Source organism: Bradyrhizobium sp. USDA 4474 (assembly GCF_054057515.1).
Map to the genome: position 1 here is coordinate 758,989 of NZ_JBSRZJ010000002.1, position 20,650 is coordinate 779,638.

Genomic DNA, 20,650 nt, shown 5'->3' on the forward strand with positions numbered 1-20,650 from the left:
AGGTCCGATCATACCACGGATGAACGCACGGCCGGAAGGGCCAGGGGGCGCGAGGCGAATAGTCAATGGCGAATGGCGGCAAGCCGGTAGCCGCCCCTATTCGCTACTCGCCATTCGCCACTTCTTACTTCACCGGCGGCCTGATTTGAGTCGCGCGAATATTCCCGCGCGAGGCAATGCCAGCAATCGTCGCTACCGTGCATGGTGAGCTTCTGTACGCCCTTCGCGTCGGCGTCTTGCGCCATCGCCGAATAGGTCCTGGCAGCAGATGTCATCATCACGAGCGCCGCTCCCGGCAACTGCATCCGCATCTTCTCGCTTTTTTTGCAGACGGCGCAGCGAGCCTAGACAGGATGCGACAACTGGCCAATCACTTCCGGTTTGAATAGGATGCGGCCCTCCCCTTCCCGCCGATGCGAGATCCCTCCGTGGCCAAAGCAAAAACCGCGACCAAAAAATCCGGCAAGATCTTCATCGGTATCGGCGGCTGGACCTTCGAGCCGTGGCGCGGCGTGTTCTATCCGGAGAAGCTGACGCAGGCGAAGGAGCTTTCCTACGCCGCCTCGAAGCTGACTTCGATCGAGATCAACGGCACCTATTACGGCTCGCAGAAGCCGGAGAGTTTTCGCAAATGGGCAGCCGAAGTGCCCGAGGGCTTTGTGTTCTCGGTGAAGGGACCGCGCTTCGCCACCAACAGGCGCGTGCTCGCCGAGGCCGGCGATTCCATCAAGCGCTTTTATGATTCCGGCGTGCTGGAACTCGGCGATCATCTCGGGCCGGTGCTGTGGCAGTTCGCGCCGACAAAGAAATTCGACGGCGCCGATTTCGGCAAGTTTCTGGAACTATTGCCGCGCAGGCTCGATGGCCGCGCGCTGCGTCACGTCGTCGAAGTGCGTCACGACAGCTTCTGCGCGCCTGAATTCATCGCGCTGATCCGCGAATTCGGGACGCCCGTCGTGTTCGCCGAGCACGGCAAATATCCCGCCATCGCCGATGTCGCGGGCGACTTCGTTTATGCCCGGCTGCAGAAGGGTAATGACGAGATCAAGACCTGCTATCCGCCGAAGCAACTCGACGCCTGGGCTGAGCGCTTCCACGCCTGGGCCGAGGGACGTGAACCCGACGACCTGCCCAAGGTTGACAAGGCGAAGCCGAAGAAGGAGCCGCGCGACGTGTTCGCCTATGTGATCCACGAAGGCAAGGTGCGCGCACCGCATGGCGCCATGGAACTGATCGCGCGGGTCAGCTGAAAGAGAGCGATGGCCAAGGCGAAAAAGCTCTTCACCATCGGCTATGAGCAGACGCCGCCCAAGGCCGTGCTGGACGAGCTGGAGCAGGCCGGCGTCAAGCTGGTGGTCGACGTGCGCGCCGTGACGTCGTCGCGCCGGCCGGGCTTTTCCAAGAAGCAGCTCGCCGCAGGTCTCGACGAACGCGGCATAGCCTATGTTCATCTCGCAGGCCTCGGCACGCCCAAGGAGGGTCGGCTCGCCGCGCGCAGCGGGCAATACGACGTGCTGGAGAAGATTTTCTTAGAGCATCTGAAGACGCCGGAGGCCAGGGAGCAGATGGACGAGCTCTCGGCGCTGGTGATGAAAGCCGGGCCCGTCTGCCTGCTCTGCTACGAGCGCGACCATACCCATTGCCACCGCCGGATCATCGCCGAACTCATCGAGGAGCGCGATGGCGTGGCGGTGAAGAATTTGGCGGGGCGGCAGGCGTAGCTGTCAGCCCTCCCCCGCCAACCTGAACGTCCCCTCCATCATCTGCACGCAAGCGCCTCCGACATGGGCCGATACGATCTTGCCATCGCGCTTGACGACGCGCGTCTGGAGCATGCTGGGGCGGCCCATATCAAAACCCTGGCCAACCGCGAGCCTCAACTCGCCATCGCTGACGGAATCGAGGTCGGCGAACAGCGCGGCGGCGGCGACGGTCGCGCTGCCGGTGGCGGGATCCTCGGTGAGGCCGCTGGCGCCGCGCATGAACATGCGCGCCTGCCGCTCGCACGGCGCCTCTTCCGGAGGCACGTCGCGCGTATAGAACCACACCGAGCGGGCGCCGTCGCGCGGCAGGAGCTTACCATAGGCCGCAGCATCGGGCCGGGCCCGCTTCAACGCCTCGCGCGAATGCAGCTCCATCACCAGAAACGCGTTTCCGACGGTGACAACATGCGGCGCATGGTTGTCGGTCTTGACGTCGTCCGCACTCAGCGAAATGCAGCTCGCGGCCTCGGCAGGTGACAGCGGCGCAAACCGCTGGAGCGGCTGCGGCGCGGTAAGCTCCGTCCTGATCACCCGACCATGCTCTCGAACGATCTCCACCGGCACGAGCCCGGCCTTCTCTTCGAACAGCAGACGCGGCTTCGGCTGTCTGGCCATTGACGCAAGTACGAACGCAGTGCCGACATTGGGGTGGCCGGCAAAGGCAATCTCGAGTACCGGCGTGAAGATGCGCACCTCGGCGTCGTTGGCCTTGTCGCGCGGCGGCAGCACGAACGTCGTCTCCGAATAATTGAACTCGGTCGCGATCGCCTGCATCTGCTGTGTGGAGAGCCCGCCTGCATCGAGCACCACGGCAAGCTGGTTGCCGCCGAAAGCGCGATCGGTGAACACATCGATGGTGACATAGCGGCGCTGCATGGCGAGTCCTCACGCAAATGGCGGCGGCAAGCCGACCGCCTCGCGCAGCACTCTACAAGCCCAAAACATCGCCCGTCATGCCCCAAAATAGAGAGCAATCGGAGCAATCGCGACGCGCGTCAGAAACGGAAGAGAGATCGCGGCGAGGCCAGCACTTGCGCCCGCTCGCGCCCGTCGACGACGAGCGTGTCGAGGAATTGCCGGTTCTTGGCGTAAGTCTGCGTTGCCTCGAACTGCGTGTGCGGCCAGTCGCTGCCCCAGAGCAGGCGATCGAGGCCGTAAGCACTGCGCAGCAGCGGATACGCTTCCTTGGCAAAGCTCTCACCGGCCGGCCCGTTGCGATATGGCGCCGAGACTTTGACCCACACATTCCCGGTCGCGCCCAGCTTCAGCACCGACTGAAAACCGGGATCGGCCACGCCGAGCTTGGGATCCGGCAGCGCGTAATGATCGAGCACGACAGGGACGCCATGATCGAGCAGGTGCGGCACGAGCACGGCGAGATCGGCCGCGTTGCGCTGGATCTCGACCTGCCAGCCCATTGCCTTCACGTCTGCGAGCAATCTCTTCCATTCGTCCGAAGCAAGCTCGGGCAAAGGCTGGCCGACGAGATTGAGGCGAATGCCGACCACGCCGGCGCGATCGAGCGAACGCAACTCGTCCGCGGAGACGGCGGGATCGACCACCGCAATGCCACGCAGGCGACCGCCGGTGTGCTTCAGGCAATCGACGAGGTAGGAATTGTCGGTGCCGAGAAAGCTCGGCTGCACCAGCACGCCGTTGCTCGTGCCATTCTGATCGAGCTGCTCGAGATAGAGCGAGAGCGGCGCATCATAGTCGGGCGCATAGCGGCGGCCCGGTGCGAGTTTCAGCCCGCGATGGAAGACATGGGCGTGGGTGTCGATCACAGGCAAGGCCGCCTCACTCCTGGCTGTGGTCGCGACCACTGTGGCAAGCGACGCGAGGCCCGCGCCAAACCTGCGGCGCGTCAGGCCGCGCTGGAACAATGTCATGATCGTTACTCCTCATTTTCGGTCAGGCGTGGGTGGCCGCGGTTTGCTCGAACACCTTGCCGCGGGTTTCCGGCAGGAGCAGAACCGCGATCAGCACCAGCGCATAGGCAAAGGCCGCATCGCTACCGATCGCGGGACCGAGGCCGATGCGGTCACCGAGGAAGCCGACCAGGAAGGGAAACGCGGCGGAGACGATACGGCCGAAATTGTAGCAGAAGCCAACACCCGTGCCGCGGACGCCGGCGGGATAGAGCTCGCTGAACAGCGCCGCCATGCTGGCGGGAATGCCCGCCGAGAAGAAGCCGAGCGGGAAGCCCAGCACCAGCATCTGGCTGTTGGTCAGCGGCGCGAAGATGTAGACCAGCACGGTGGCGATGCATGCGCTGGCAAAGAACGCGACATTGGCCCGGCGGCCGATGCGGTCGCTGATGATCCCGCTCGCGACGCAGCCGCAGAAGAAGGCGACGATGATGACGGCGAGATATCCGCTGGAGCCGAGCACCGACAGGTGCCGCTCCTGGCGCAAATAGGTCGGCAGGAATGTCGTCAGCGCAGCATAACCACCGTGGGCGCCGATGCCGAACAGGCCGCCGACCAGGGTCGAGCGCAGCACGTCGCGGTGGAAGATGCCTGAGAGCGTGGCGAGGAACGGCGCATCTCGATCCTTTGTAACGGCGCGCGGCGGCTCCTTCAGCCCGCGCCTGATAAAGAGGATGAGCAGCGCCGGCAACAATCCGATCGCAAACAGGATGCGCCAGGCGATGTCCGCCGGCGCGTAGGTGAAGACCAGCGCGGACAGCAGCACCGCCGCGCCCCAGCCGACGGCCCAGGCACTCTGCACCGTGCCGAGCGCCCTGCCGCGATGTTGGGGTCGGATGATCTCAGCCATCAGCACTGCGCCGCAGGCCCATTCGGCGCCGAAGCCGAGGCCCTGGATCGCCTTGAGTACCAGAAGCTGGGTGTAGCTCATCGCAAACGCTGATGCGAATGTCGCGAGCGCAAAGGTCGCGACCGTGATCTGAAGCGCCTTGACGCGACCGAAGCGGTCGCCGAGCGCGCCGCCGAGCCAGCCGCCGAACGCGCCGAAGAACAATGTGACGGAGCCGAGCAGACCGGCGTCGGCCTTGCCGATACCGAAGGCCGCGATGAGCGCGGGAATGGCGAGGCCGAACATCTGGACATCGAGCGCATCCAGTGCCCAGCCGCCGAAGCTTGCCCAGAACGTGCGCCGTTCCAGCGGCGAGCTCTCACTGTACCAGTTCGACATGTTTCCTATCCCTGTACGCGTTATTGCTTGATGTCGTTGAAAACGGCCGTCATCGGATCTCGGCGTGGTAGCGGAAGCGATCCGCCGGCCCGCGCGAGCGACGCCATTCGATCGGCCGCCGCTCCAGATCCAGCGCGAGACGCTCGATCACGATCAGGGGTGCATGCGCTTCGAGCCGCAGCAGCCGCGCCTGCATCTGGTTGGCGGTCTCGACCGTCAGGATTTCCTCGGCGGAGACCACCACTTCGCCGCAGCGCTCTTCATAGAGCGGATACAGGAGGTCACCGAACTCGGCGGTCTCGATCTCGAGGATTTGGGCGAAACGCGATTGCTGGAGCCAGATTTCCTCGGCGAGCAGCGGCACGCCGTCGATCAGCCGCAGGCGCGACAGGCTGATCACGGGCTCGCCAACGGGAATGCGCAGCGCCGATGCGACAGCTGAAGTCGCCGGGACGCTTTTGCGCCTGAGGATGCGGCTCTGCGGCACGCGCCGCTCGCCGCTTTCGGACTGGAAGCGGAAAAAGCGGAATAGCGAGGAGTTGAAGCGCGCACGGCGGACGAAGGTGCCGCGCCCCTGCTGGCGCTCCAGCGCGGCATCAGCGACGAGCTGGTCGATCGCCTTGCGCACGGTGCCGATGGCGACGCCGTAATGAGCGCCGAGCTCGGCTTCCGACGGGATCGGCTCGCCCGGCCGCCATTCATTGCGGTTGATCCGCGCGGCGAGGTCGTCGCGCAGAAGCTGGTAGCGTGGCAGGCGGCTGTCGCGCGGATCGGAATTCATATAGTCATATAGATGACTAGATGAAAACGAAGTCAAGCGCTACCATATTACCGCGAAAGACCGCTCGAAGAGCGGCAGGGCTATGCCCGCGCGCATCTTCAAACGAACCCGAGCAGACCCCTTCACCCCAATTGAAACACCGGGACCGGCTGCTCGTAACCGCGCACGGTGACCTCGCCGAGCGCAACGGCGTCCTCGCCGTCGTCGCCGAGCGCCTCACGCACGGATGCGGAGATCAGCAGTTGCGAGCCGAACTCCTTGTTGAGCGCCTCGAGCCGCGAGGCGAAGTTCACGGTGTCCCCGATCACGGTGTATTCCTTGCGCCGGGGCGAGCCGATATTGCCGGCGACGACCTCGCCGAAATGGATGCCGATGCCGATTCGCAGCGGCCAGTTCGTCTGCGCATTGATGCGGTCCATTGCACTCAACATCTCGCGGGCCGCCGCGACAGATCGATGCGCGGCATCGGACGCCTCCAGCGGCGCGCCGAACAGCGCGAGAAAGCCGTCGCCGAGAAACTTGTTCACGATGCCGCCGTTGCGATCGAGAATATCGACCAGCACCGCGAACGCGCCGTCGAGCCGGTCGACGACCTCCTGCGGCGTACGCGACCGCGCACCGGCGGTGAAGCCGCGGAAATCGACGAACATCACGGCGACGCGGCGGAGATCCCCGGCAGCACTGGTGCCCTGCGTCATCAGCCGTTCGACCACCTGCGGCGAAACATGCTGGCCGAACAGGTTGGTCACCCGATCGCGCGCGGTCGCCGCCGCGATGCTCGCCGCGAATTGCCGCCGCAACTGCGCGCCGACGGAGCCCGCCAGCACGCCGCAGACCAGGATCACCATGCTGCGTACCGCGTGGAAGTAGATCAGAGGTTCGCCGGTCTCGTTGGTCGAATTGTAATACAGCGCAACGGCCAGCAATTCGGCGGCGGCAACAAATCCGGTGAAAGCGGACAGCCAGAAATCGAGCCGCAGCGTCGAAAGAATGACGAAGATGAAATAGACCATCGGCAGCACGAAACCGAGCGCGGGCCCAGCGCCCATGCTGCGGATCTGGAGGATCAGGATGAGCGTCGGCAGCGACGTCTCGATAAAGGCGCCGACATAGCGCCTGATCACGGGCAGATCGCGATCGAGCTCGAGATTTCGACTGATCTGGCCGTGGATCCAGACCTCGAGCAGCATGAAGGCCGTCACGAGAGCATATTCGCGGACCATGCCGTCGGTGCCGCGCCAGATCCGGCTTGCGACGGCAGGATCGACCACGAGGGTTGCCGTGAGCAGGACCAGGATGACGCAGCCCGTGGCGATCAACGCCTTCACCCGCAACAGCTCGGTGCGCAGCACCTCGCGCGTCAGCTCCCGTTCGAACGCCTCCGACAGGACGGCTTTCCGCCTGGCTTTCAAAAATCTGACCATTCCACCCCCTCGATTCCGGGGCAGTCTGCCTCAATCCAGCGTGCGGCGGAAGCGCGTCACGGCGATGACCATGGCAAGCGCCATCAGGGCCGTCAGCGCCAGCGCGTCGAACTGCAGATTCTGCATGGTCGCGCCCTTCAGCATGATGGCGCGGACGATGCGCAAATAATGGGTCAGGGGCAGGCATTCGCCGACATATTGCGCCCAGGTCGGCATGCCCGCGAACGGAAACATGAAGCCTGACAGCAGGATGCTCGGCAGGAAGAACATCATCGACATCTGCATGGCCTGGAGCTGGTTCTGCACGACCGTCGAGATCGTGTAGCCGATGGCCAGATTGGTGGTGATGAACAGGGTCGAGAGCAGCGCCAGCAGAAACAGATTGCCGAGCACGGGCACGCCGAACAGGACCACGCCGATGCCGATGATGAGGAAGGCCTGGACGAAGCCGACCAGCACGTAAGGGATGATCTTGCCGAACATGACCTCGACCGGCTTGATCGGCATCGACAACAGCGCCTCCATGGTGCCGCGCTCGACCTCGCGCGTCACTGACAACGCGGTGAAGATCAGCATCGTCATGGTGAGGATGGTGCCGACCAGCCCCGGCACGATGTTGAGGCTGGAATTCGCTGCCGGATTATAACGGGCATGGGCGCGGATCTCGAACGGCAGGTCCGGGGGATTGCCGATGTAAAGATCATGCGCGAGTGCGGTCTGCACGATCATACCGAGCGAGCCGAGCGCCGCGCTCGCGGCGACCGGATCGGTGGCATCGGCCGCAACCAGCAGCGCCGGCTTGTCGCCGCGCCGCACCGCGCGCTCGAAGCCACGCGGGATCTCCACCCCGAACAACACCTTGCCCGACTTCAGGAGATTGTCGAACTGGTCGACATCATGCACCTCATAGATGAAGTGGAAATAGGCCGTGTTTTCGAGTGCTTTCAGGACCGAGCGGGCGAGATCGCTATCCTCCTGGAGCAGCACCGCGCTCGGCAGATTGTGCGGCGTGGTGTTGATGGCATAACCGAACAGCAGGAGCTGCATCACCGGCAGCATCACGATCATCGCGAACGAAACGCGGTCGCGCCTGAGCTGGATGAACTCCTTGATCAGCATCGCATACGAGCGCTTCCAGAAGCCGAAGCGCTCCCTGATCTCATGTGCGGGCGCAAGCTGATCGACGGCGCTCATTGGAAATCATCCCTGAAAATTGTCCTTGGAGCGGCCCATCAGCTCGATGAACACGTCCTCCAGCGAGGGCGCCGCCTTCTGCCAATGAAGACCGCTGTTGTCGCGCCACGGCGCGATGCTGGTCTCTAACGCGGCGACGTCGCGCCCCGAAACATGCAGGGAGGTGCCGAACGGTGCCACCATGTCGATTCCGGGCTTGCCTGACAGCGCGGCCGTGAGGTCGTTCAAGTTCTCGCCTGTTACGGTGTAGGTCGTGAGCTTGGATCCCGCGATTACCTCCTCCACCGTACCGTGGGTCAACAGATGGCCATAGGCGATGTAAGCGATCTCGTGGCACCGCTCGGCTTCGTCCATGTAGTGGGTAGAAACCAGCACGGTGAGCCCTTCCGCCGCGAGCGCATGGATCTCGTTCCAGAAATCGCGCCGCGCCTTGGGATCGACTCCGGCCGTCGGCTCGTCGAGCAACAACAGCTTTGGGCTGGGCAGCGTGCAGGCGCCCAACGCCAGCCGTTGCTTCCAGCCACCGGAGAGCTCGCCGGCGAGCTGCGCCTCGCGACCGGAGAGGCCGAGCCGCTTGATCATGTCGCGCGCCGCACCGCGCGCATCGGCAAGGCCATAGAGCCGCGCGACGAATTCGAGATTCTCGCGCACGGAGAGGTCCTGATACAGGCTGAAGCGCTGGGTCATATAGCCGACCTGGCGCTTGATCTTGTCGGCGTCCGTCAAAATGTCGTAGCCTAGACAGGTGCCCTCGCCGCTATCGGGCGTCAGCAGGCCGCAGAGAATGCGGATGGTGGTGGTCTTGCCCGAGCCGTTCGGCCCGAGGAAGCCGTAGATCGAGCCGCGCTTCACCTGCATCGACAGATCGTGCACGACCTCGCGGCCGCCGAACGATTTGGTCAGGCCCTTGACATCGATCGCAATGTGGTCGCCGGCGTTCATCGCTTGTCCGCCACCGGGGTCTTCGGGTTGAGATAGACGTCGATCGGTTGGCCCACCCGCAAGGCATCGGGCCGCGACGGCCGCGCCTGAACCAGATAGACGAGCTTGTTGCGCTCATCGAGGCTGTAGATCACGGGCGGGGTGTATTCCGCAGAGGTCGCGATGAAATAGATCTTTGCGGTGAGGTCGGCGGCGCAATTGTCGCAGGCCACCCGCACCTCGTCGCCAACAGACAGTTTCGGCAACTCCGTCTCCGGCACGAAGAAGCGCAGCTTCATGTTGCCGGGCGGCATGATCGAGAGCACCGGCCGCTGCGCCGCCACCATCTCGCCCTCGCGGAAATAGATCTGCTGGATGGTGCCGGCAACAGGCGCAAAGCCCTTGCGCCGCGCCAACCGCGTCTGTGACGTCACCACCCGCGCCTGTGCGACGCGCAGATCCGAGACGGCGGAATCGAGCGCGGCTTGCGTGCCCGAGCCGGTCTTGCGCAGGGAATCCGCGCGATCAAATACCTGCTGCGCGTTGGCCAGCGTCGCCTTGGTCTGGTTGAGATCGGCAAGCTGGAGATCGTCGTCGACGGAATAGAGGGGATCGCCGACCTTCACGACGTCGCCCTCGCGGACATCCAGCTTGGTCACGCGACCGGCCTCGTCCGGGCTGACATAGATCATGTCGGCCTCGACCCAGCCCTGGAAACCGGGATCGCGCTTCTCCTTGCAGCCGGCAAGTCCGGTGGCAAGCACGACGGCCAGTGCGATTGCAAATATCCTTTGCGACGACCTCATGTCGTCCTCCGTTCACCAAAAATCAAATCGAGATGGACGCGCAGCATGTCCTGCGCGTCGAGCGGTGCGTGGCGCGCAAACAGGCTCTGCCAGATCACTGCGATCATCGCGGGCGCGACCAGGATCTGCGGATAACGGGCGAGGTCCTTCTCGCGGATCTCGCCACGAGCAATGCCGAGCTCGATCAGCGCGCGCATGCCGGCCATCCCGCGCGAGACGACCTCGCGGTAATAGAAGTCGGCAACGGCCGGAAAGCGCGGCCCTTCCGCCACGATCAGGCGGACGAGATCGCCACGCTTGGTGCCGATGACCTCCTTGATGAAGTTGCCGGCAAACATCTCGATCAGATCGCGCACTGAGCCCGTCGGCGGCGGCAATGCAGTGAGCCGCGCGACCACCGGCACGATCACGATGCGCACCAGCTCCTCGAACATCGATTCCTTGTCCTTGAAGTGCAGGTAGATCGTGCCCTTCGCGACTCCGGCGCGCTTGGCAATGTCGTCGAGCCGCGTCGCGGCAAAGCCGCGCGCGATGAACTCCTCCATCGCTGCTTCGACGATCGCATCGCGCCGCTCCGCAGCACGCGTCGCACGGTTCGACGCCGGGGTGATCTCTCCGCCGGCTTGGGGCTTCGGACTTGCTGCCTTGGCGGCGGCCGCTCTGGTGGGCTTCTTCGTCATTTCTCCATAATGACTGACTAGTCAGTCATTGTCAATCAAGGGCTCAGCCTCGACATGAAGACGAATTAGTGTTGACTAATGCATTAGCGTATACTAATTTATTCGCATGATCGATGCCGTCTCAAATCCCGTCACCGCCGTGATGCGTGCCCTCGCCGACCCGACCCGACGCGCGGTGTTCGAGCGCGTCTTCGACGGCAAGGAGATCAGCGTCGCCGAACTGACGCGCGGCAGCGGCGTGACGCAGGGCGCGATCTCGCAACATCTGAAATCGTTGAAGCAGGCGGGCCTTGTCGCCGAGCGTGCCGAGGGCCGCAACGTCTATTACCGCGCTGCACCCCAAGGACTCGAGCCGCTGGTCACCTGGATGGACCATTACGGCGTCTTCTGGCGCGAGCGCCTCCAGAACCTGCGTGACCTCTTGAAGGAGATCGACCCGTGAGTGCAGCCGAGCTGAAAGCCGAGAGCCGAGGAAACGTCAGAGACATCGTCATCGACGAGGTGCTTCCTCATGCGCCCGAGACTGTCTGGAAGGTGCTGACCAGTGCGCAGCTGATCGCGCGCTGGCTGATGAAGCCGACCGGTTTCGAGGCTGTCGAGGGCAAGGCCTTCACGTTCCAGACCACGCCGGGCGGCCACTGGGACGGCGTCATCCATTGCAGCGTGCTGGAGGTGATGCCGAACAGGCGCCTCGTCTACGCCTGGAAGGGCGGCGACGAACGCAACACCGGCTATGGCGCGCCGCTCGACACCATCGTGACGTGGTCCCTCACCCCCGTCGAAGCCGGCACGCGAATCCGGCTGGTTCATTCCGGCTTCGTTCTGCCCAGGAACGAGACCGCCTTCACCGGCATGAGCGGAGGCTGGAAGAAGGTCGTGCGGCAGCTCGACGAGATCAGCGGCGAAAGCAAGTAAGGCGTATCACGATGGACAAGCCCTACACCGGCGGCTGCGCCTGCGGCGCAATCCGCTATTCGATTGCCGGCGAGCCCCTGTTCGCCAACCATTGCCAGTGCCGGGACTGCCAACGTGAAAGCGGCACCGGACATGGCTCCTACGCCACCTTCGCGCGCGCCGGCGTGACGGTGACGGGCGAAGCCAAGACGTGGGACATGGTTGGCGACAGCGGCAATTTGAAGACGCGCGCCTTCTGCGCCGAATGCGGCGTGAGTGTTTACATGACCTTCAAGGCCATGCCCGGCATTTTCACCATCCGCGCCGCGAGCCTCGACGAGCCCGCCCGCTACCAGCCGCAAGCGATCACTTACGCGATGCGTGCGTATGACTGGGATCAGCTCGATCCTGGTTTGACGAAGTTCGAGAGGATGCCGCCGGGGTAGCTGGGCAGTCGGTCCTTGCGAGGAGCCCGCGACAAAATTGCGAAGCAATTTTGCGCTGAAGCGACGAAGCTATCCAGAAAGCCTCCGCAAAAAGATTCTGGATTGCTGCGCTCGCAATGACGATGCGGGAGCCGTCGGGCACACCCACTAGCCATGAAACTTCAATCCATCGACGATCTTGTCGATCACCTTGCGTTCGGCGCGCATCGCGATGCCGACAAGATTGAGATCGGCACGCGCAATCGCCCTCACCGCCTCGCGATTGGCGGCGTCATGCGTGGTCCTGAACATGTCCTCGGTATAAACCGCCGGCGTGACGCTGCGCGTCAGCGCACGATCGAGTGCGCGCGACAATTGCGGACCGTCGGCCCCATAGATCAGGATCGGTTGGCCGATCAATGCAAGATATTTCGTGGAGGAGGCGTCCTCATAGGCATCACCGATGCACTCCGGAAAGGCGGCAGCGACGCCGCTCGTCAGGAACGATGCGACATTGAGTTTCTGCCAAGCCTGGAGGTCGTTGCGAATGACAACGGCGATCTTGGTATCGAATTTCATGAATTCTCCCACACTCGTCCAAGCGCCTGGAAAGAAAAGAAAATTCCAAGCATTGGACTGTCGGCGTGAATGTAACGCGGATTGCCCCATCGATCACAGAGCGGAAATTCAATGAGAGTTGCTATCGGCTGCGCTTCTCTCCGCAGGCCAAGTCGGATATATCTCGGCGCTCTGTCACTGAACTGTCATAAAGCTGCTGATGTCCGAAATCGACGCCATCAAGCGAGCCCTTGAACCGGTGCGGCGTCTCGCCGGGTCAAACAATCAACACATTGCGGCCAAGCACACTGCGGCTTCCGGCGCGGAACAAAAACCTGGTTCCGAAATCTCCGGTGACGAGCTCCCGCACAGCAAATCCGCATCCGCCGGCCTGCCGGCCGACGTCGCTCCCGCCGGGGTGGCGACAGCTGAAGCCGTTTCGCCCAGCGCTGTTGCGCCTCACGTGACCGAAATCGAACTCAAGCTGCTCGTGGCTTCCGATCGTCTGGCTGACTTCAACGATGCGCCGATCATCGCCGCGAATGCGCGCAACAATGGAACCCGCAAGCATCTCAAGGCCGTCTACTACGACACGCCCAAACGCGCGCTTCGGCGTGCCGGATTCAGCTTCAGGGTCCGCCAGAGCGGCACGCGATTCACGCAGACCGTAAAAACGGAACCCAGCACCGATCCGCTGCGCCGCGGCGAATGGGAGGCAACAGTGCCTTCGATCGCGCCTGATATCGCGCTGGCCATGCCGCTGGTTTCGGACAAGCTGCGCGCCGAGCTGGCGCGCCACCCGGTCGAAGCCGTCTTCAGCAGCGACATCCACCGGCATCAGCGCCTGGTCGATTTGCCGTCCGGCACCGTCGAAGTTGCCTTCGACCGGGGCCAACTGACGTCTGGCGACCGGTCATTGCCCGTCAGCGACATCGAACTCGAGCTCAAGAGCGGCAGCCCGTCCGCCGTCTGGGAGCTCGCGCGGCGGCTCGCCGAGCATGACCAGGTGAAAGCTTCGATCCGGACCAAATCAGCGCGCGGATTTGACCTCGCGGCCGACGCGCCGCCACGGGCGCCGAAGCCGCCGAAGCTTCGGCTGGACCCCTCGATATCCCTCGACGAGGCCTTCTCCGAGATCCTGCGATCCTGCTTTCTGCATTTGCTCCAGTCGTTGCCTGCGGCCGAGGACGGTCGCGACCCCGAGGGGATGCACCAGCTTCGCGTCGCGCTGCGCCGCCTGCGCTCCGCGCTCGACCTGATGCGGTCGGTGGTCTCGGTGGCCAAGCTCGACCTGATGCGCGCCGAAGCAAAGTGGCTTACGGGACGCCTCTCGGGCGCGCGTGACTGGGATGTGTTCCGGCAGGACACGTTGCGCACCGTTGCGGATGGCTGCCCGTCGGTCGCAGGCTTCGACGCGCTCGGCGTGCTCGCCGACGAACGCCGCGTGGCCTGTTACGAGCAGGCCCATCTCGCGCTCGCCGACCGGCGCTGCCAGTATTTCGTGATCGGGCTTGGCGCCTGGATCGAAGCGCGCGGCTGGCGGAGCGACGTCGCTTCCGAAGGCCTGGGGCAACTGGCCGAGCCGGCGGTCAACTTCGCCCGCAATGTCCTGTCGGCGCAGCATGCGAAGGTGCTGAAGCGCGGCCGCAAGTTCAAATCGCTGCCGACGGAGGAGCGTCACCGCGTCCGTCTCGCCGCGAAGAAGCTGCGCTACGTCGCCGACTTCCTGCTCCCGCTCTGCGGGCACGGCAAATCCGCAAAGCGGTTCTCGCGCAGGCTGGCCGTCCTTCAACAGGAGCTTGGAATCTACAATGACATGGCGACAACGTCGTCGTTGCTAGCCGAGGTCGGCGCCAAAACGACCGACAGCGGCACGGCGGCGGCGGCGATCGCGGGCTGGCAGGCCCACGCCATAGTCGCCGTTGAAGCACGCTTGCTGAAAGCCTGGTCGGAATTCACCGTTGCCAAGGTGCCCTGGTCGACCGACGCGCCGGAGCAGCCGATCAAGCTGGTGCAAACCAACGCGGGATGGCTGCGCTAATCGCAGCCCAACACTTGATCACCCCTTGGCGTCGCACGCCCAGGCGCGGATCACGCATTCCTTGCCGCCATATTTGTAGCATTCGCGGGTGGCGGCATTGAGCGTCGCCGAGATCTTCGGCTTCACCGCATAGCCATAGGCGCCACAGGGATTGGCCATATCGACCGACATCGCCGCGCAGGCGCGCTTCATCGTCACGGTCGTGCAGTCGCCCTTGCACTGTTTCTGCGCAGCGGCGCGCGCCTCGTGCTCGGCGCCGTAATCATAAGCCTGGCCATAGGCTCCGCACTTGCCGACGGCAAAAGCACCGGCCGCATGTGCTTGCGTAATATAACGGGCACCGGCGATACAAACCGACAGCACAAAGAAAAACATCGCGCAACGGCGCGCGACGACATCAGAACCCATGGAAAACCCCTCCCCCCAAGGCAGGTGGGGCGACTTTAAGCGCCGGTCGTTTCCACTTGGTGAACGAGTGGTTGAAAAGCGATGCGGGACTAGTGACCTCGGCAACACACTTTCTGGTTGTATTTTCAAATCGCGTTATTTACGGTCGTCAAGTTGCAAACAGAGCCGTAGGAGGCGACCATGCGTCCGATCAAAACAATGCTGCCGGGAATGATCGCGTCGGCCTGTCTGATCGGACTTTCGCCCGCGCATGCACAGGCGGTGAACTGGACCTGGACCAACCAATATGGCTCGATCCTGGCCATCACTGGCTTCGACCAGAACACGGGTGCGATCAGGGGGACCTACACCAACAACGCAACAAGCAGCTGCGACGAGGGCAAGCCGCAGGGCGTGACGGGCTGGCTGGCCTACGGCAACACCGGCACCGCGATCAGCTTCTCGGTGAATTTCCTCGGCTGCGGCTCGACCACCGTCTGGACCGGACAGCTCAATAACTCATCTGGATTCCAGGGACTGTGGTATCTGTCGCTGGGAGAGGCCGTCGCATGGAACGGCATCAGCGCGGGCGCCGATACCTTCACGTTCAGCAGCGGCGACAAGGCCCTGCTGACGAAGAGTGGGGTCGACCTGAAGGCCGCCAACGAGAAGCTGTCGAACACGAAGAAGTAGGCGAGCGGCGAAGGTGGTGCGCAACCTATCGCATCACGGCGCTGCCTATCCCCGTCGTGCCGCTTCCAGCGCCTGCGGCGTGTCGATGTCGAGGAACGCGCCCTCACCGTCCACCGGCACTTCAGCGACCGCTTCGGTGTGCCTGGCGATCAGATGCCGCGCGCCGACATCGCCGTCGAGCGTCATCAACTCCTTGAAGAAACGGCGCGACCACAGCACGGGATTGCCGCGGCGGCCTTCGCTCACGGGCACGACGATGAGATTGCCACGATCCGGCGCGAAGCCGTCGATCAGGCGATCGATCAGGCCGGCATCGATCAGCGGCATGTCGCCAAGGCAAACCACGGCGCCGTCGCATGCGTCGGACACCGCGGCGATGCCTGCTTTGACCGAGCTCGCGATGCCGCCGGCGAAATCCGGGTTCTTGACGAAACGCACCTTCAGGCCTTGCAGCGCCTGCTCCACCAGCTCGGTTTGATGGCCGGTAACGACGATCACCTCGGATGCTTTCGAAGCCAGCGCCTGCTCGGTCGCGATCCGCACCAGCTTCTTGCCGTCGAGCTCGGCGAGGAGCTTGTTCGGTCCGCCCATGCGGGTGGAGCGCCCCGCTGCGAGCACGATGGCGGCGACCTGGCTGTTGCCCTCGGTCTCGGGTTTTGCGCGCGGCTGCGGGCGCGTGACGATTTCCATCAGGAGGCCACCGACGCCCATGCCCATCAGCTCGGAGCGCGTCACCTCGATGCCGGCCAGGAGCCGCATCAGCACCCAGTCGAAACCGTTTTCGACCGGCGAACGCGCGCAGCCCGGCGCACCCAGCACCGGCACGTTGCCGGCGCGTGCGATCAGCAGCAGATTGCCGGGATCAACAGGCATGCCGAAATGCTCGATCTCACCGCCAATTCCGGTAACCGCAGCGGGAATCACATCGCGGCGGTCGGCGATCGCCGATGCCCCGAACACGATCACGAGCTCGGCGCCAAGCGCGAGCAATTCCTTGATCGCAGCCGACAGCGCGCGCTCGTCATGCTGAACGCGCCGCTCGGCGATGATCGCGGCGCCCGCCGGCGCGAGGCGCTCGGCGGTGACGCGCAGCGTCTTGTCGACGACCTTGGAAGAAAGGCCCGGCAGCAGCGTCGAGACCACGCCGACGCGCTTGACGACGTAAGGCGCAACCTTCAGCACATTTTTGCCGGCCGCCTTCACCGCGGCATCGCGCAAGCTGCCTTCAACGCCGAACGGGATGATCTTGACGGTGCCGACCATTTCGCCCTCGACCACCGGCTTGTAAGCCGAGAGGGTCGCGAAAGTGATGGCCTCGTCGATATTGTTGATACGATCGACCGCGGCGCGGTCGATGACCAGCACGCCGGGCTGCGCGGCGAACAAATTGGCGCGGCCGGTGAAGGCGCGCTCGACATGAATGCCCTCGCCGCCGATCGCAAGCGCGATGCTGGCGGCCGCGACGTCCTCGGAAACGTCCCCCTCCTCCATCCGCACCACGACGATGTCCTTGATGCCGGCACGCTCCAGCGTTTCGACCTCGGCGGCCCCGATCGTCGTGCCCTTCTTCAGCACCAGCGGACCCTGGCGCAAGGTGTGGACGGTCACCCCGCCGATCGCATCCCTGGGGCTCGCCGGTCCAAACTTCATGCCGCTTCTTCTTTTGCTTTGGGTGGCAGCCGAAGCACCGCCGTGATCTCGGCCATGATCGCCACGGCGATCTCGGACGGCGAGACTGCGCCGATCGGGAGCCCAATGGGCGCGTGGATGCGCGCGATGTCGCTATCCCTCGCGCCCTGCGCCCGCAACCGGTCGCCGCGCTTGGCATGGGTCTTCCGCGAGCCGAGCGCACCGATATAGAAGCAATTGCGCTCGAAGGCATGGAGCAGCGCGGGATCGTCGATCTTGGGATCGTGCGTCACCGCAACGAAAGCGGTGTAGGCATCGACATTGAGCGGCGGCAGCGCGGTATCGGGCCATTCGGCGACCAGCGGAACATCGGGAAAGCGCTCGGGGCTCGCGAACGCCGTACGCGGATCGACCACGGTGACGTCATAGCCGAGCGAGCGCGCCAACGGCGCCAGGGCTTGGCTGATATGGACGGCGCCGACGATGACGAGCTTTGCGGTCGGCGCGTAGACGTTCAGGAACAGCTTCTTGCCACCGGACTCGACATTGGCGCTCTTGCCCATGCGAAGCTGCTTGTCCAGCTCGGCGCGCAGCGGATCCCTGGCGAAGTCAGCTGCTTTCACCAGGCGCTGCTCGCCGCTCTCGGTGTCGGTCACCAAAATCACGGGCCGGCGCGCGGCCCGCTCTGTGTTCAGTTCGTGCAGGATTGCGAGCTTCACGGCTAGCCGACCTTCTCGACGAACACGCGGATGGTGCCGCCGCAGGACAGACCGACGTTCCAGGCGGTCTCGTCGGCGACGCCGAACTCGAGCATCTTCGGCTTGCCGCTCTCGATCACGTCCATGGCCTCGGTGACCACGGCCCCCTCGACGCAGCCACCCGAGACGGAGCCAAGAAACGTGCCCTCGTCGTTGATGACGAGGCTCGAGCCCGCCGGGCGCGGGGCCGAGCCCCAGGTTTCAACAACGGTGGCCAGCGCGACGCCACGGCCGGCCTTTTGCCAGTCCTCCGCCGCCTTCAGGATATCCTCGTCGCGATCGAGCATGGGCTTGGCCTCTCAGGCTGCGGGGCGGATCAGGCTGCGGTGATGCGGCGGCAGCGGCCGGGACAGCGTGGTGATCAACTCCTGGATCGAACTCAAATTATGCACGGGCCGGAATTCGTCCAACGTGCGGGAGCATCATTTTGATGCCCTGGGCCTTGGCCTCGAAGCCGCCGAACCGCAACAAGGGGTTGAGCCAGATCAGCCGCCGGCATGAGCGGTGCAGCCGGTCCATCTCGAAGGCGAGCCTGGAATCGGCCTCCCGCTCCAGCCCGTCGGAGATCAAGAGCACGATGGCGCCCTGGCTCAGCACCCGCCGCGCCCACAATTTGTTGAAGTTGTGCAGCGAGGCCGAGATCCTCGTGCCGCCCGCCCAATCCTCGACCGCGGCCGAACAGCTCGCCAGCGCCTCGTCCGGATCGCGCTGCCGCAGCGCGCGGGTGACGTTGGTGAGACGCGTGCCGAACAGGAACACCGAGACCCGCTTGCGCGCATCGCCGATGGCATGCAGGAAATGAAGGAACAGACGTGTGTACTCGCTCATCGATCCCGAGATGTCGAGCAGCGCGACGATCGGGGCCGGCTTTTCGATCCGCCCGAGGCGATGGATGTCGATGATATCGCCGCCGGTGCGCAGGGATGCGCGCAGCGTTCTGCGCATGTCGAGCCGCAAGCCCCGCGCATCAGGCTGATGCCGGCGCGTCAGCAGCTCCGCCTGCGGCAGCCGCATCATCTCGATGGCACGGAGCGCCTCGGCGATCTCGGCTGCGCTCATCTGCGCAAAATCCTTCTTCTGAAGGATCTCCTGGTCGGACACCGAGAGACGCAGATCCTGCTCCTGGTGCTGCGGCGTCTCCGTCATCCGCGGCTGCGACATCGCTTCCTGCACGCGCCGGGCGCCGGCCTGCGGCTTCTTCTTGGCCTGCTCCGGCAGCGGCACCGAATCCAGCATGTGCTTCCACTCTTCCGAGGCGCGGAAGAACAGGTTGAAGGCCTGCTTGAAGATCTGCGCATGCTCGTGGCGCATGACGAAGATCGATTCCAGCGTGGTGAAGACGTCGGCGCGGCTGCCGATGTCGATCACCTGAAGCGCATTCATGGCGTCGATCACCGCACCGGGACCGACCGGCATGCCGGTCGCGCGGAGCGCGCGGGCAAAGCCGACGATGTTGTCGGCGAATTGCTCGGTTTGCTCGGGTGCAAGGTGGTTGACGGCCATGGTTGGGTACTCCCGCTCGTCATTCCGTCGCGGCACGCCGAATGACGGGCTCAGTGGAGACGCGACATCAATTCTCGCTCGTCGCTTCCTTCAGCACCTTTTGCAGGGTGTCGCCCTGCATCCGCGTGATGTCGTCCTGGTATTTGAGCAGCGCGCCCAGCGTATCGCCGACCACCTGGGGGGTCAGGGAGCGGGCATCGAGCTCGGACAAGGCTGTCGCCCAGTCGATGGTCTCGGCAACGCCCGGCGACTTGTAGAAGTCCTGGTTGCGCAGCGCCTGCACGAAGCGAACCACCTGCTGCGACAGCTTCGCCGAGATGCCGGGCACGCGCGACTTCACGATCGCAAGCTCCCGATCGGCGGCGGGATAATCGACCCAGTGATAAAGGCAGCGCCGCTTCAGCGCGTCGTGGATCTCACGGGTGCGGTTGGAAGTGATGATGACGATCGGCGGATGCGGCGCCTTCACGGTACCGAATTCGGGGATCGTCACCTGGAAGTCGCTGAGGATTTCCAACAGATAGGCTTCGAACGCCTCGTCGGCGCGGTCGAGCTCGTCGATCAGCAGCACCGGGGGACCTGCCACGTCAGGCTCGAGCGCCTGGAGCAGCGGCCGCTTGATCATATAGCGGTCGGCGAAGATGTCGCTCGACAGCTGCTCGCGATCTGTGTCACCCGCCGCTTCCGCCATCCGGATCGCGATCATCTGCGCGGCGCTGTTCCACTCGTAGACGGCGGACGAGACGTCGAGGCCTTCGTAGCACTGCAGGCGAATCAGCTTTCGTCCCAGCGCCGCCGACAGCACCTTTGCGATCTCGGTCTTGCCGACGCCGGCCTCGCCTTCAAGAAACAGCGGCCGGCCCATGCGCAGCGAGAGATACGTCACCGTCGCCAGCGACCGCTCGGCGAGATAGCCGCGCGACGTCAAGAGTTCGAGCATCGCATCGACCGATGCCGGCAGGGTCGCTGAAGTCATGAAAAAGCCAGTCTCGCTACGCCCCTACCCGGGACAAGTTTGGCCGAGGCGTGAGGTTCAC

General features: G+C 64.2%; 23 protein-coding genes and 1 pseudogene. 7 read left to right on the plus strand and 17 right to left on the minus strand.

The window, feature by feature from the left end; genetic code table 11:
- Positions 1-62 precede the first annotated feature (62 nt).
- Positions 63-311: a hypothetical protein gene (locus ACVW16_RS05435; protein ID WP_456735569.1), complete on the minus strand. Its 249-nt coding sequence runs from the start codon at positions 309-311 to the stop codon at positions 63-65.
- 102 nt (positions 312-413) lie between these two features.
- Between ACVW16_RS05435 and ACVW16_RS05440 the strand changes: the two genes are divergently transcribed.
- Positions 414-1,250, plus strand: coding sequence for a DUF72 domain-containing protein (locus ACVW16_RS05440; RefSeq protein ID WP_456704339.1), 837 nt, complete (start codon positions 414-416; stop codon positions 1,248-1,250).
- Positions 1,251-1,259: 9 nt separating this feature from the next.
- Entirely contained in the window at positions 1,260-1,721 is a 462-nt protein-coding gene (locus tag ACVW16_RS05445; RefSeq protein WP_456704340.1) for a DUF488 domain-containing protein, read from the plus strand.
- A 3-nt stretch (positions 1,722-1,724) separates the two neighbouring features.
- Here ACVW16_RS05445 and ACVW16_RS05450 read toward each other — a convergent pair whose 3' ends face one another.
- From ACVW16_RS05450 to ACVW16_RS05490, 9 genes are all read right to left on the minus strand, one after another.
- Positions 1,725-2,639, minus strand: coding sequence for a PhzF family phenazine biosynthesis protein (locus ACVW16_RS05450; RefSeq protein ID WP_456704341.1), 915 nt, complete (start codon positions 2,637-2,639; stop codon positions 1,725-1,727).
- Positions 2,640-2,758: 119 nt separating this feature from the next.
- On the minus strand, positions 2,759-3,652 hold the full coding sequence (locus tag ACVW16_RS05455; protein ID WP_456704342.1) for an amidohydrolase family protein: 894 nt from the start codon (positions 3,650-3,652) through the stop codon (positions 2,759-2,761).
- Positions 3,653-3,674: 22 nt separating this feature from the next.
- Complete coding sequence (locus ACVW16_RS05460; RefSeq protein ID WP_456735570.1) at positions 3,675-4,919, minus strand: MFS transporter; 1,245 nt, start codon at positions 4,917-4,919, stop codon at positions 3,675-3,677.
- A 49-nt stretch (positions 4,920-4,968) separates the two neighbouring features.
- Positions 4,969-5,700, minus strand: coding sequence for a GntR family transcriptional regulator (locus tag ACVW16_RS05465; protein WP_456704344.1), 732 nt, complete (start codon positions 5,698-5,700; stop codon positions 4,969-4,971).
- A gap of 122 nt (positions 5,701-5,822) precedes the next feature.
- Entirely contained in the window at positions 5,823-7,124 is a 1,302-nt protein-coding gene (locus ACVW16_RS05470; RefSeq protein ID WP_456735571.1) for an adenylate/guanylate cyclase domain-containing protein, read from the minus strand.
- Between the two features lie 30 nt (positions 7,125-7,154).
- Entirely contained in the window at positions 7,155-8,318 is a 1,164-nt protein-coding gene (locus ACVW16_RS05475) for an ABC transporter permease (RefSeq protein WP_456735572.1), read from the minus strand.
- 6 nt (positions 8,319-8,324) lie between these two features.
- Positions 8,325-9,260: an ABC transporter ATP-binding protein gene (locus tag ACVW16_RS05480; RefSeq protein WP_456704347.1), complete on the minus strand. Its 936-nt coding sequence runs from the start codon at positions 9,258-9,260 to the stop codon at positions 8,325-8,327.
- A complete protein-coding gene (locus ACVW16_RS05485; RefSeq protein WP_456704348.1) occupies positions 9,257-10,045 on the minus strand; it encodes an HlyD family secretion protein in 789 nt (262 codons plus the stop codon). Before ACVW16_RS05485 ends, ACVW16_RS05480 begins: the two co-directional genes overlap by 4 nt.
- Complete coding sequence (locus tag ACVW16_RS05490) at positions 10,042-10,725, minus strand: TetR/AcrR family transcriptional regulator (RefSeq protein ID WP_456704349.1); 684 nt, start codon at positions 10,723-10,725, stop codon at positions 10,042-10,044. Before ACVW16_RS05490 ends, ACVW16_RS05485 begins: the two co-directional genes overlap by 4 nt.
- Before the next feature lie 106 nt (positions 10,726-10,831).
- On the opposite strand from ACVW16_RS05490, the gene ACVW16_RS05495 reads away from it, so the two are divergent.
- The 3 genes from ACVW16_RS05495 to ACVW16_RS05505 are packed head-to-tail and all read left to right on the plus strand — an operon-like array spanning position 10,832 to position 12,065.
- Positions 10,832-11,167, plus strand: a complete 336-nt coding sequence (locus ACVW16_RS05495) for an ArsR/SmtB family transcription factor (protein ID WP_456735573.1) — start codon at positions 10,832-10,834, stop codon at positions 11,165-11,167.
- Complete coding sequence (locus ACVW16_RS05500) at positions 11,164-11,640, plus strand: SRPBCC family protein (protein ID WP_456704351.1); 477 nt, start codon at positions 11,164-11,166, stop codon at positions 11,638-11,640. The genes ACVW16_RS05495 and ACVW16_RS05500 overlap by 4 nt, the downstream gene beginning before the upstream one ends.
- Positions 11,641-11,651: 11 nt before the next feature.
- Positions 11,652-12,065, plus strand: coding sequence for a GFA family protein (locus tag ACVW16_RS05505; protein ID WP_456704352.1), 414 nt, complete (start codon positions 11,652-11,654; stop codon positions 12,063-12,065).
- 147 nt (positions 12,066-12,212) lie between these two features.
- On the opposite strand, the gene ACVW16_RS05510 is transcribed toward ACVW16_RS05505, so the two are convergent.
- Complete coding sequence (locus ACVW16_RS05510) at positions 12,213-12,623, minus strand: DUF2000 family protein (protein ID WP_456704353.1); 411 nt, start codon at positions 12,621-12,623, stop codon at positions 12,213-12,215.
- 199 nt (positions 12,624-12,822) lie between these two features.
- On the opposite strand from ACVW16_RS05510, the gene ACVW16_RS05515 reads away from it, so the two are divergent.
- Entirely contained in the window at positions 12,823-14,643 is a 1,821-nt protein-coding gene (locus tag ACVW16_RS05515; RefSeq protein WP_456735574.1) for a CYTH and CHAD domain-containing protein, read from the plus strand.
- Between the two features lie 18 nt (positions 14,644-14,661).
- Here ACVW16_RS05515 and ACVW16_RS05520 read toward each other — a convergent pair whose 3' ends face one another.
- On the minus strand, positions 14,662-15,051 hold the full coding sequence (locus ACVW16_RS05520; RefSeq protein ID WP_456704355.1) for a DUF4189 domain-containing protein: 390 nt from the start codon (positions 15,049-15,051) through the stop codon (positions 14,662-14,664).
- A gap of 180 nt (positions 15,052-15,231) precedes the next feature.
- On the opposite strand from ACVW16_RS05520, the gene ACVW16_RS05525 reads away from it, so the two are divergent.
- Positions 15,232-15,723, plus strand: coding sequence for an avidin/streptavidin family protein (locus tag ACVW16_RS05525; RefSeq protein WP_456735575.1), 492 nt, complete (start codon positions 15,232-15,234; stop codon positions 15,721-15,723).
- A gap of 45 nt (positions 15,724-15,768) precedes the next feature.
- On the opposite strand, the gene ACVW16_RS05530 is transcribed toward ACVW16_RS05525, so the two are convergent.
- The 5 genes and pseudogenes from ACVW16_RS05530 to ACVW16_RS05550 form a co-directional block, all read right to left on the minus strand.
- Positions 15,769-17,373: an NTP transferase domain-containing protein gene (locus ACVW16_RS05530; RefSeq protein WP_456704357.1), complete on the minus strand. Its 1,605-nt coding sequence runs from the start codon at positions 17,371-17,373 to the stop codon at positions 15,769-15,771.
- Positions 17,370-18,071 (minus strand): XdhC family protein, encoded by a 702-nt coding sequence (locus tag ACVW16_RS05535; RefSeq protein ID WP_456704358.1) that lies wholly within the window; start codon positions 18,069-18,071, stop codon positions 17,370-17,372. The genes ACVW16_RS05530 and ACVW16_RS05535 overlap by 4 nt, the downstream gene beginning before the upstream one ends.
- Before the next feature lie 2 nt (positions 18,072-18,073).
- Positions 18,074-18,397, minus strand: a complete 324-nt coding sequence (locus ACVW16_RS05540) for an XdhC family protein (RefSeq protein ID WP_008564652.1) — start codon at positions 18,395-18,397, stop codon at positions 18,074-18,076.
- Positions 18,398-18,409: 12 nt separating this feature from the next.
- A pseudogene (locus ACVW16_RS05545) lies at positions 18,410-19,613 on the minus strand (vWA domain-containing protein).
- A gap of 67 nt (positions 19,614-19,680) precedes the next feature.
- A complete protein-coding gene (locus ACVW16_RS05550; protein ID WP_426419143.1) occupies positions 19,681-20,589 on the minus strand; it encodes an AAA family ATPase in 909 nt (302 codons plus the stop codon).
- Positions 20,590-20,650: the final 61 nt, after the last annotated feature.

Excerpts from the sequence above, each read along its gene's own strand:
- ACVW16_RS05550 (WP_426419143.1), bottom strand. The coding sequence starts at position 20,589 with ATGACTTCAGCGACCCTGCCGGCATCGGTCGATGCGATGCTCGAACTC.
- ACVW16_RS05480 (WP_456704347.1), bottom strand. The coding sequence starts at position 9,260 with ATGAACGCCGGCGACCACATTGCGATCGATGTCAAGGGCCTGACCAAA.
- ACVW16_RS05465 (WP_456704344.1), bottom strand. The coding sequence starts at position 5,700 with ATGAATTCCGATCCGCGCGACAGCCGCCTGCCACGCTACCAGCTTCTG.
- ACVW16_RS05455 (WP_456704342.1), bottom strand. The coding sequence starts at position 3,652 with ATGACATTGTTCCAGCGCGGCCTGACGCGCCGCAGGTTTGGCGCGGGC.
- ACVW16_RS05475 (WP_456735572.1), bottom strand. The coding sequence starts at position 8,318 with ATGAGCGCCGTCGATCAGCTTGCGCCCGCACATGAGATCAGGGAGCGC.
- ACVW16_RS05490 (WP_456704349.1), bottom strand. The coding sequence starts at position 10,725 with ATGACGAAGAAGCCCACCAGAGCGGCCGCCGCCAAGGCAGCAAGTCCG.
- ACVW16_RS05445 (WP_456704340.1), top strand. The coding sequence starts at position 1,260 with ATGGCCAAGGCGAAAAAGCTCTTCACCATCGGCTATGAGCAGACGCCG.
- ACVW16_RS05515 (WP_456735574.1), top strand. The coding sequence starts at position 12,823 with ATGTCCGAAATCGACGCCATCAAGCGAGCCCTTGAACCGGTGCGGCGT.
- ACVW16_RS05450 (WP_456704341.1), bottom strand. The coding sequence starts at position 2,639 with ATGCAGCGCCGCTATGTCACCATCGATGTGTTCACCGATCGCGCTTTC.
- ACVW16_RS05440 (WP_456704339.1), top strand. The coding sequence starts at position 414 with ATGCGAGATCCCTCCGTGGCCAAAGCAAAAACCGCGACCAAAAAATCC.
- ACVW16_RS05495 (WP_456735573.1), top strand. The coding sequence starts at position 10,832 with ATGATCGATGCCGTCTCAAATCCCGTCACCGCCGTGATGCGTGCCCTC.
- ACVW16_RS05460 (WP_456735570.1), bottom strand. The coding sequence starts at position 4,919 with ATGTCGAACTGGTACAGTGAGAGCTCGCCGCTGGAACGGCGCACGTTC.
- ACVW16_RS05510 (WP_456704353.1), bottom strand. The coding sequence starts at position 12,623 with ATGAAATTCGATACCAAGATCGCCGTTGTCATTCGCAACGACCTCCAG.
- ACVW16_RS05435 (WP_456735569.1), bottom strand. The coding sequence starts at position 311 with ATGCGGATGCAGTTGCCGGGAGCGGCGCTCGTGATGATGACATCTGCT.
- ACVW16_RS05505 (WP_456704352.1), top strand. The coding sequence starts at position 11,652 with ATGGACAAGCCCTACACCGGCGGCTGCGCCTGCGGCGCAATCCGCTAT.
- ACVW16_RS05470 (WP_456735571.1), bottom strand. The coding sequence starts at position 7,124 with ATGGTCAGATTTTTGAAAGCCAGGCGGAAAGCCGTCCTGTCGGAGGCG.
- ACVW16_RS05530 (WP_456704357.1), bottom strand. The coding sequence starts at position 17,373 with ATGAAGTTTGGACCGGCGAGCCCCAGGGATGCGATCGGCGGGGTGACC.
- ACVW16_RS05525 (WP_456735575.1), top strand. The coding sequence starts at position 15,232 with ATGCGTCCGATCAAAACAATGCTGCCGGGAATGATCGCGTCGGCCTGT.
- ACVW16_RS05520 (WP_456704355.1), bottom strand. The coding sequence starts at position 15,051 with ATGGGTTCTGATGTCGTCGCGCGCCGTTGCGCGATGTTTTTCTTTGTG.
- ACVW16_RS05485 (WP_456704348.1), bottom strand. The coding sequence starts at position 10,045 with ATGAGGTCGTCGCAAAGGATATTTGCAATCGCACTGGCCGTCGTGCTT.
- ACVW16_RS05540 (WP_008564652.1), bottom strand. The coding sequence starts at position 18,397 with ATGCTCGATCGCGACGAGGATATCCTGAAGGCGGCGGAGGACTGGCAA.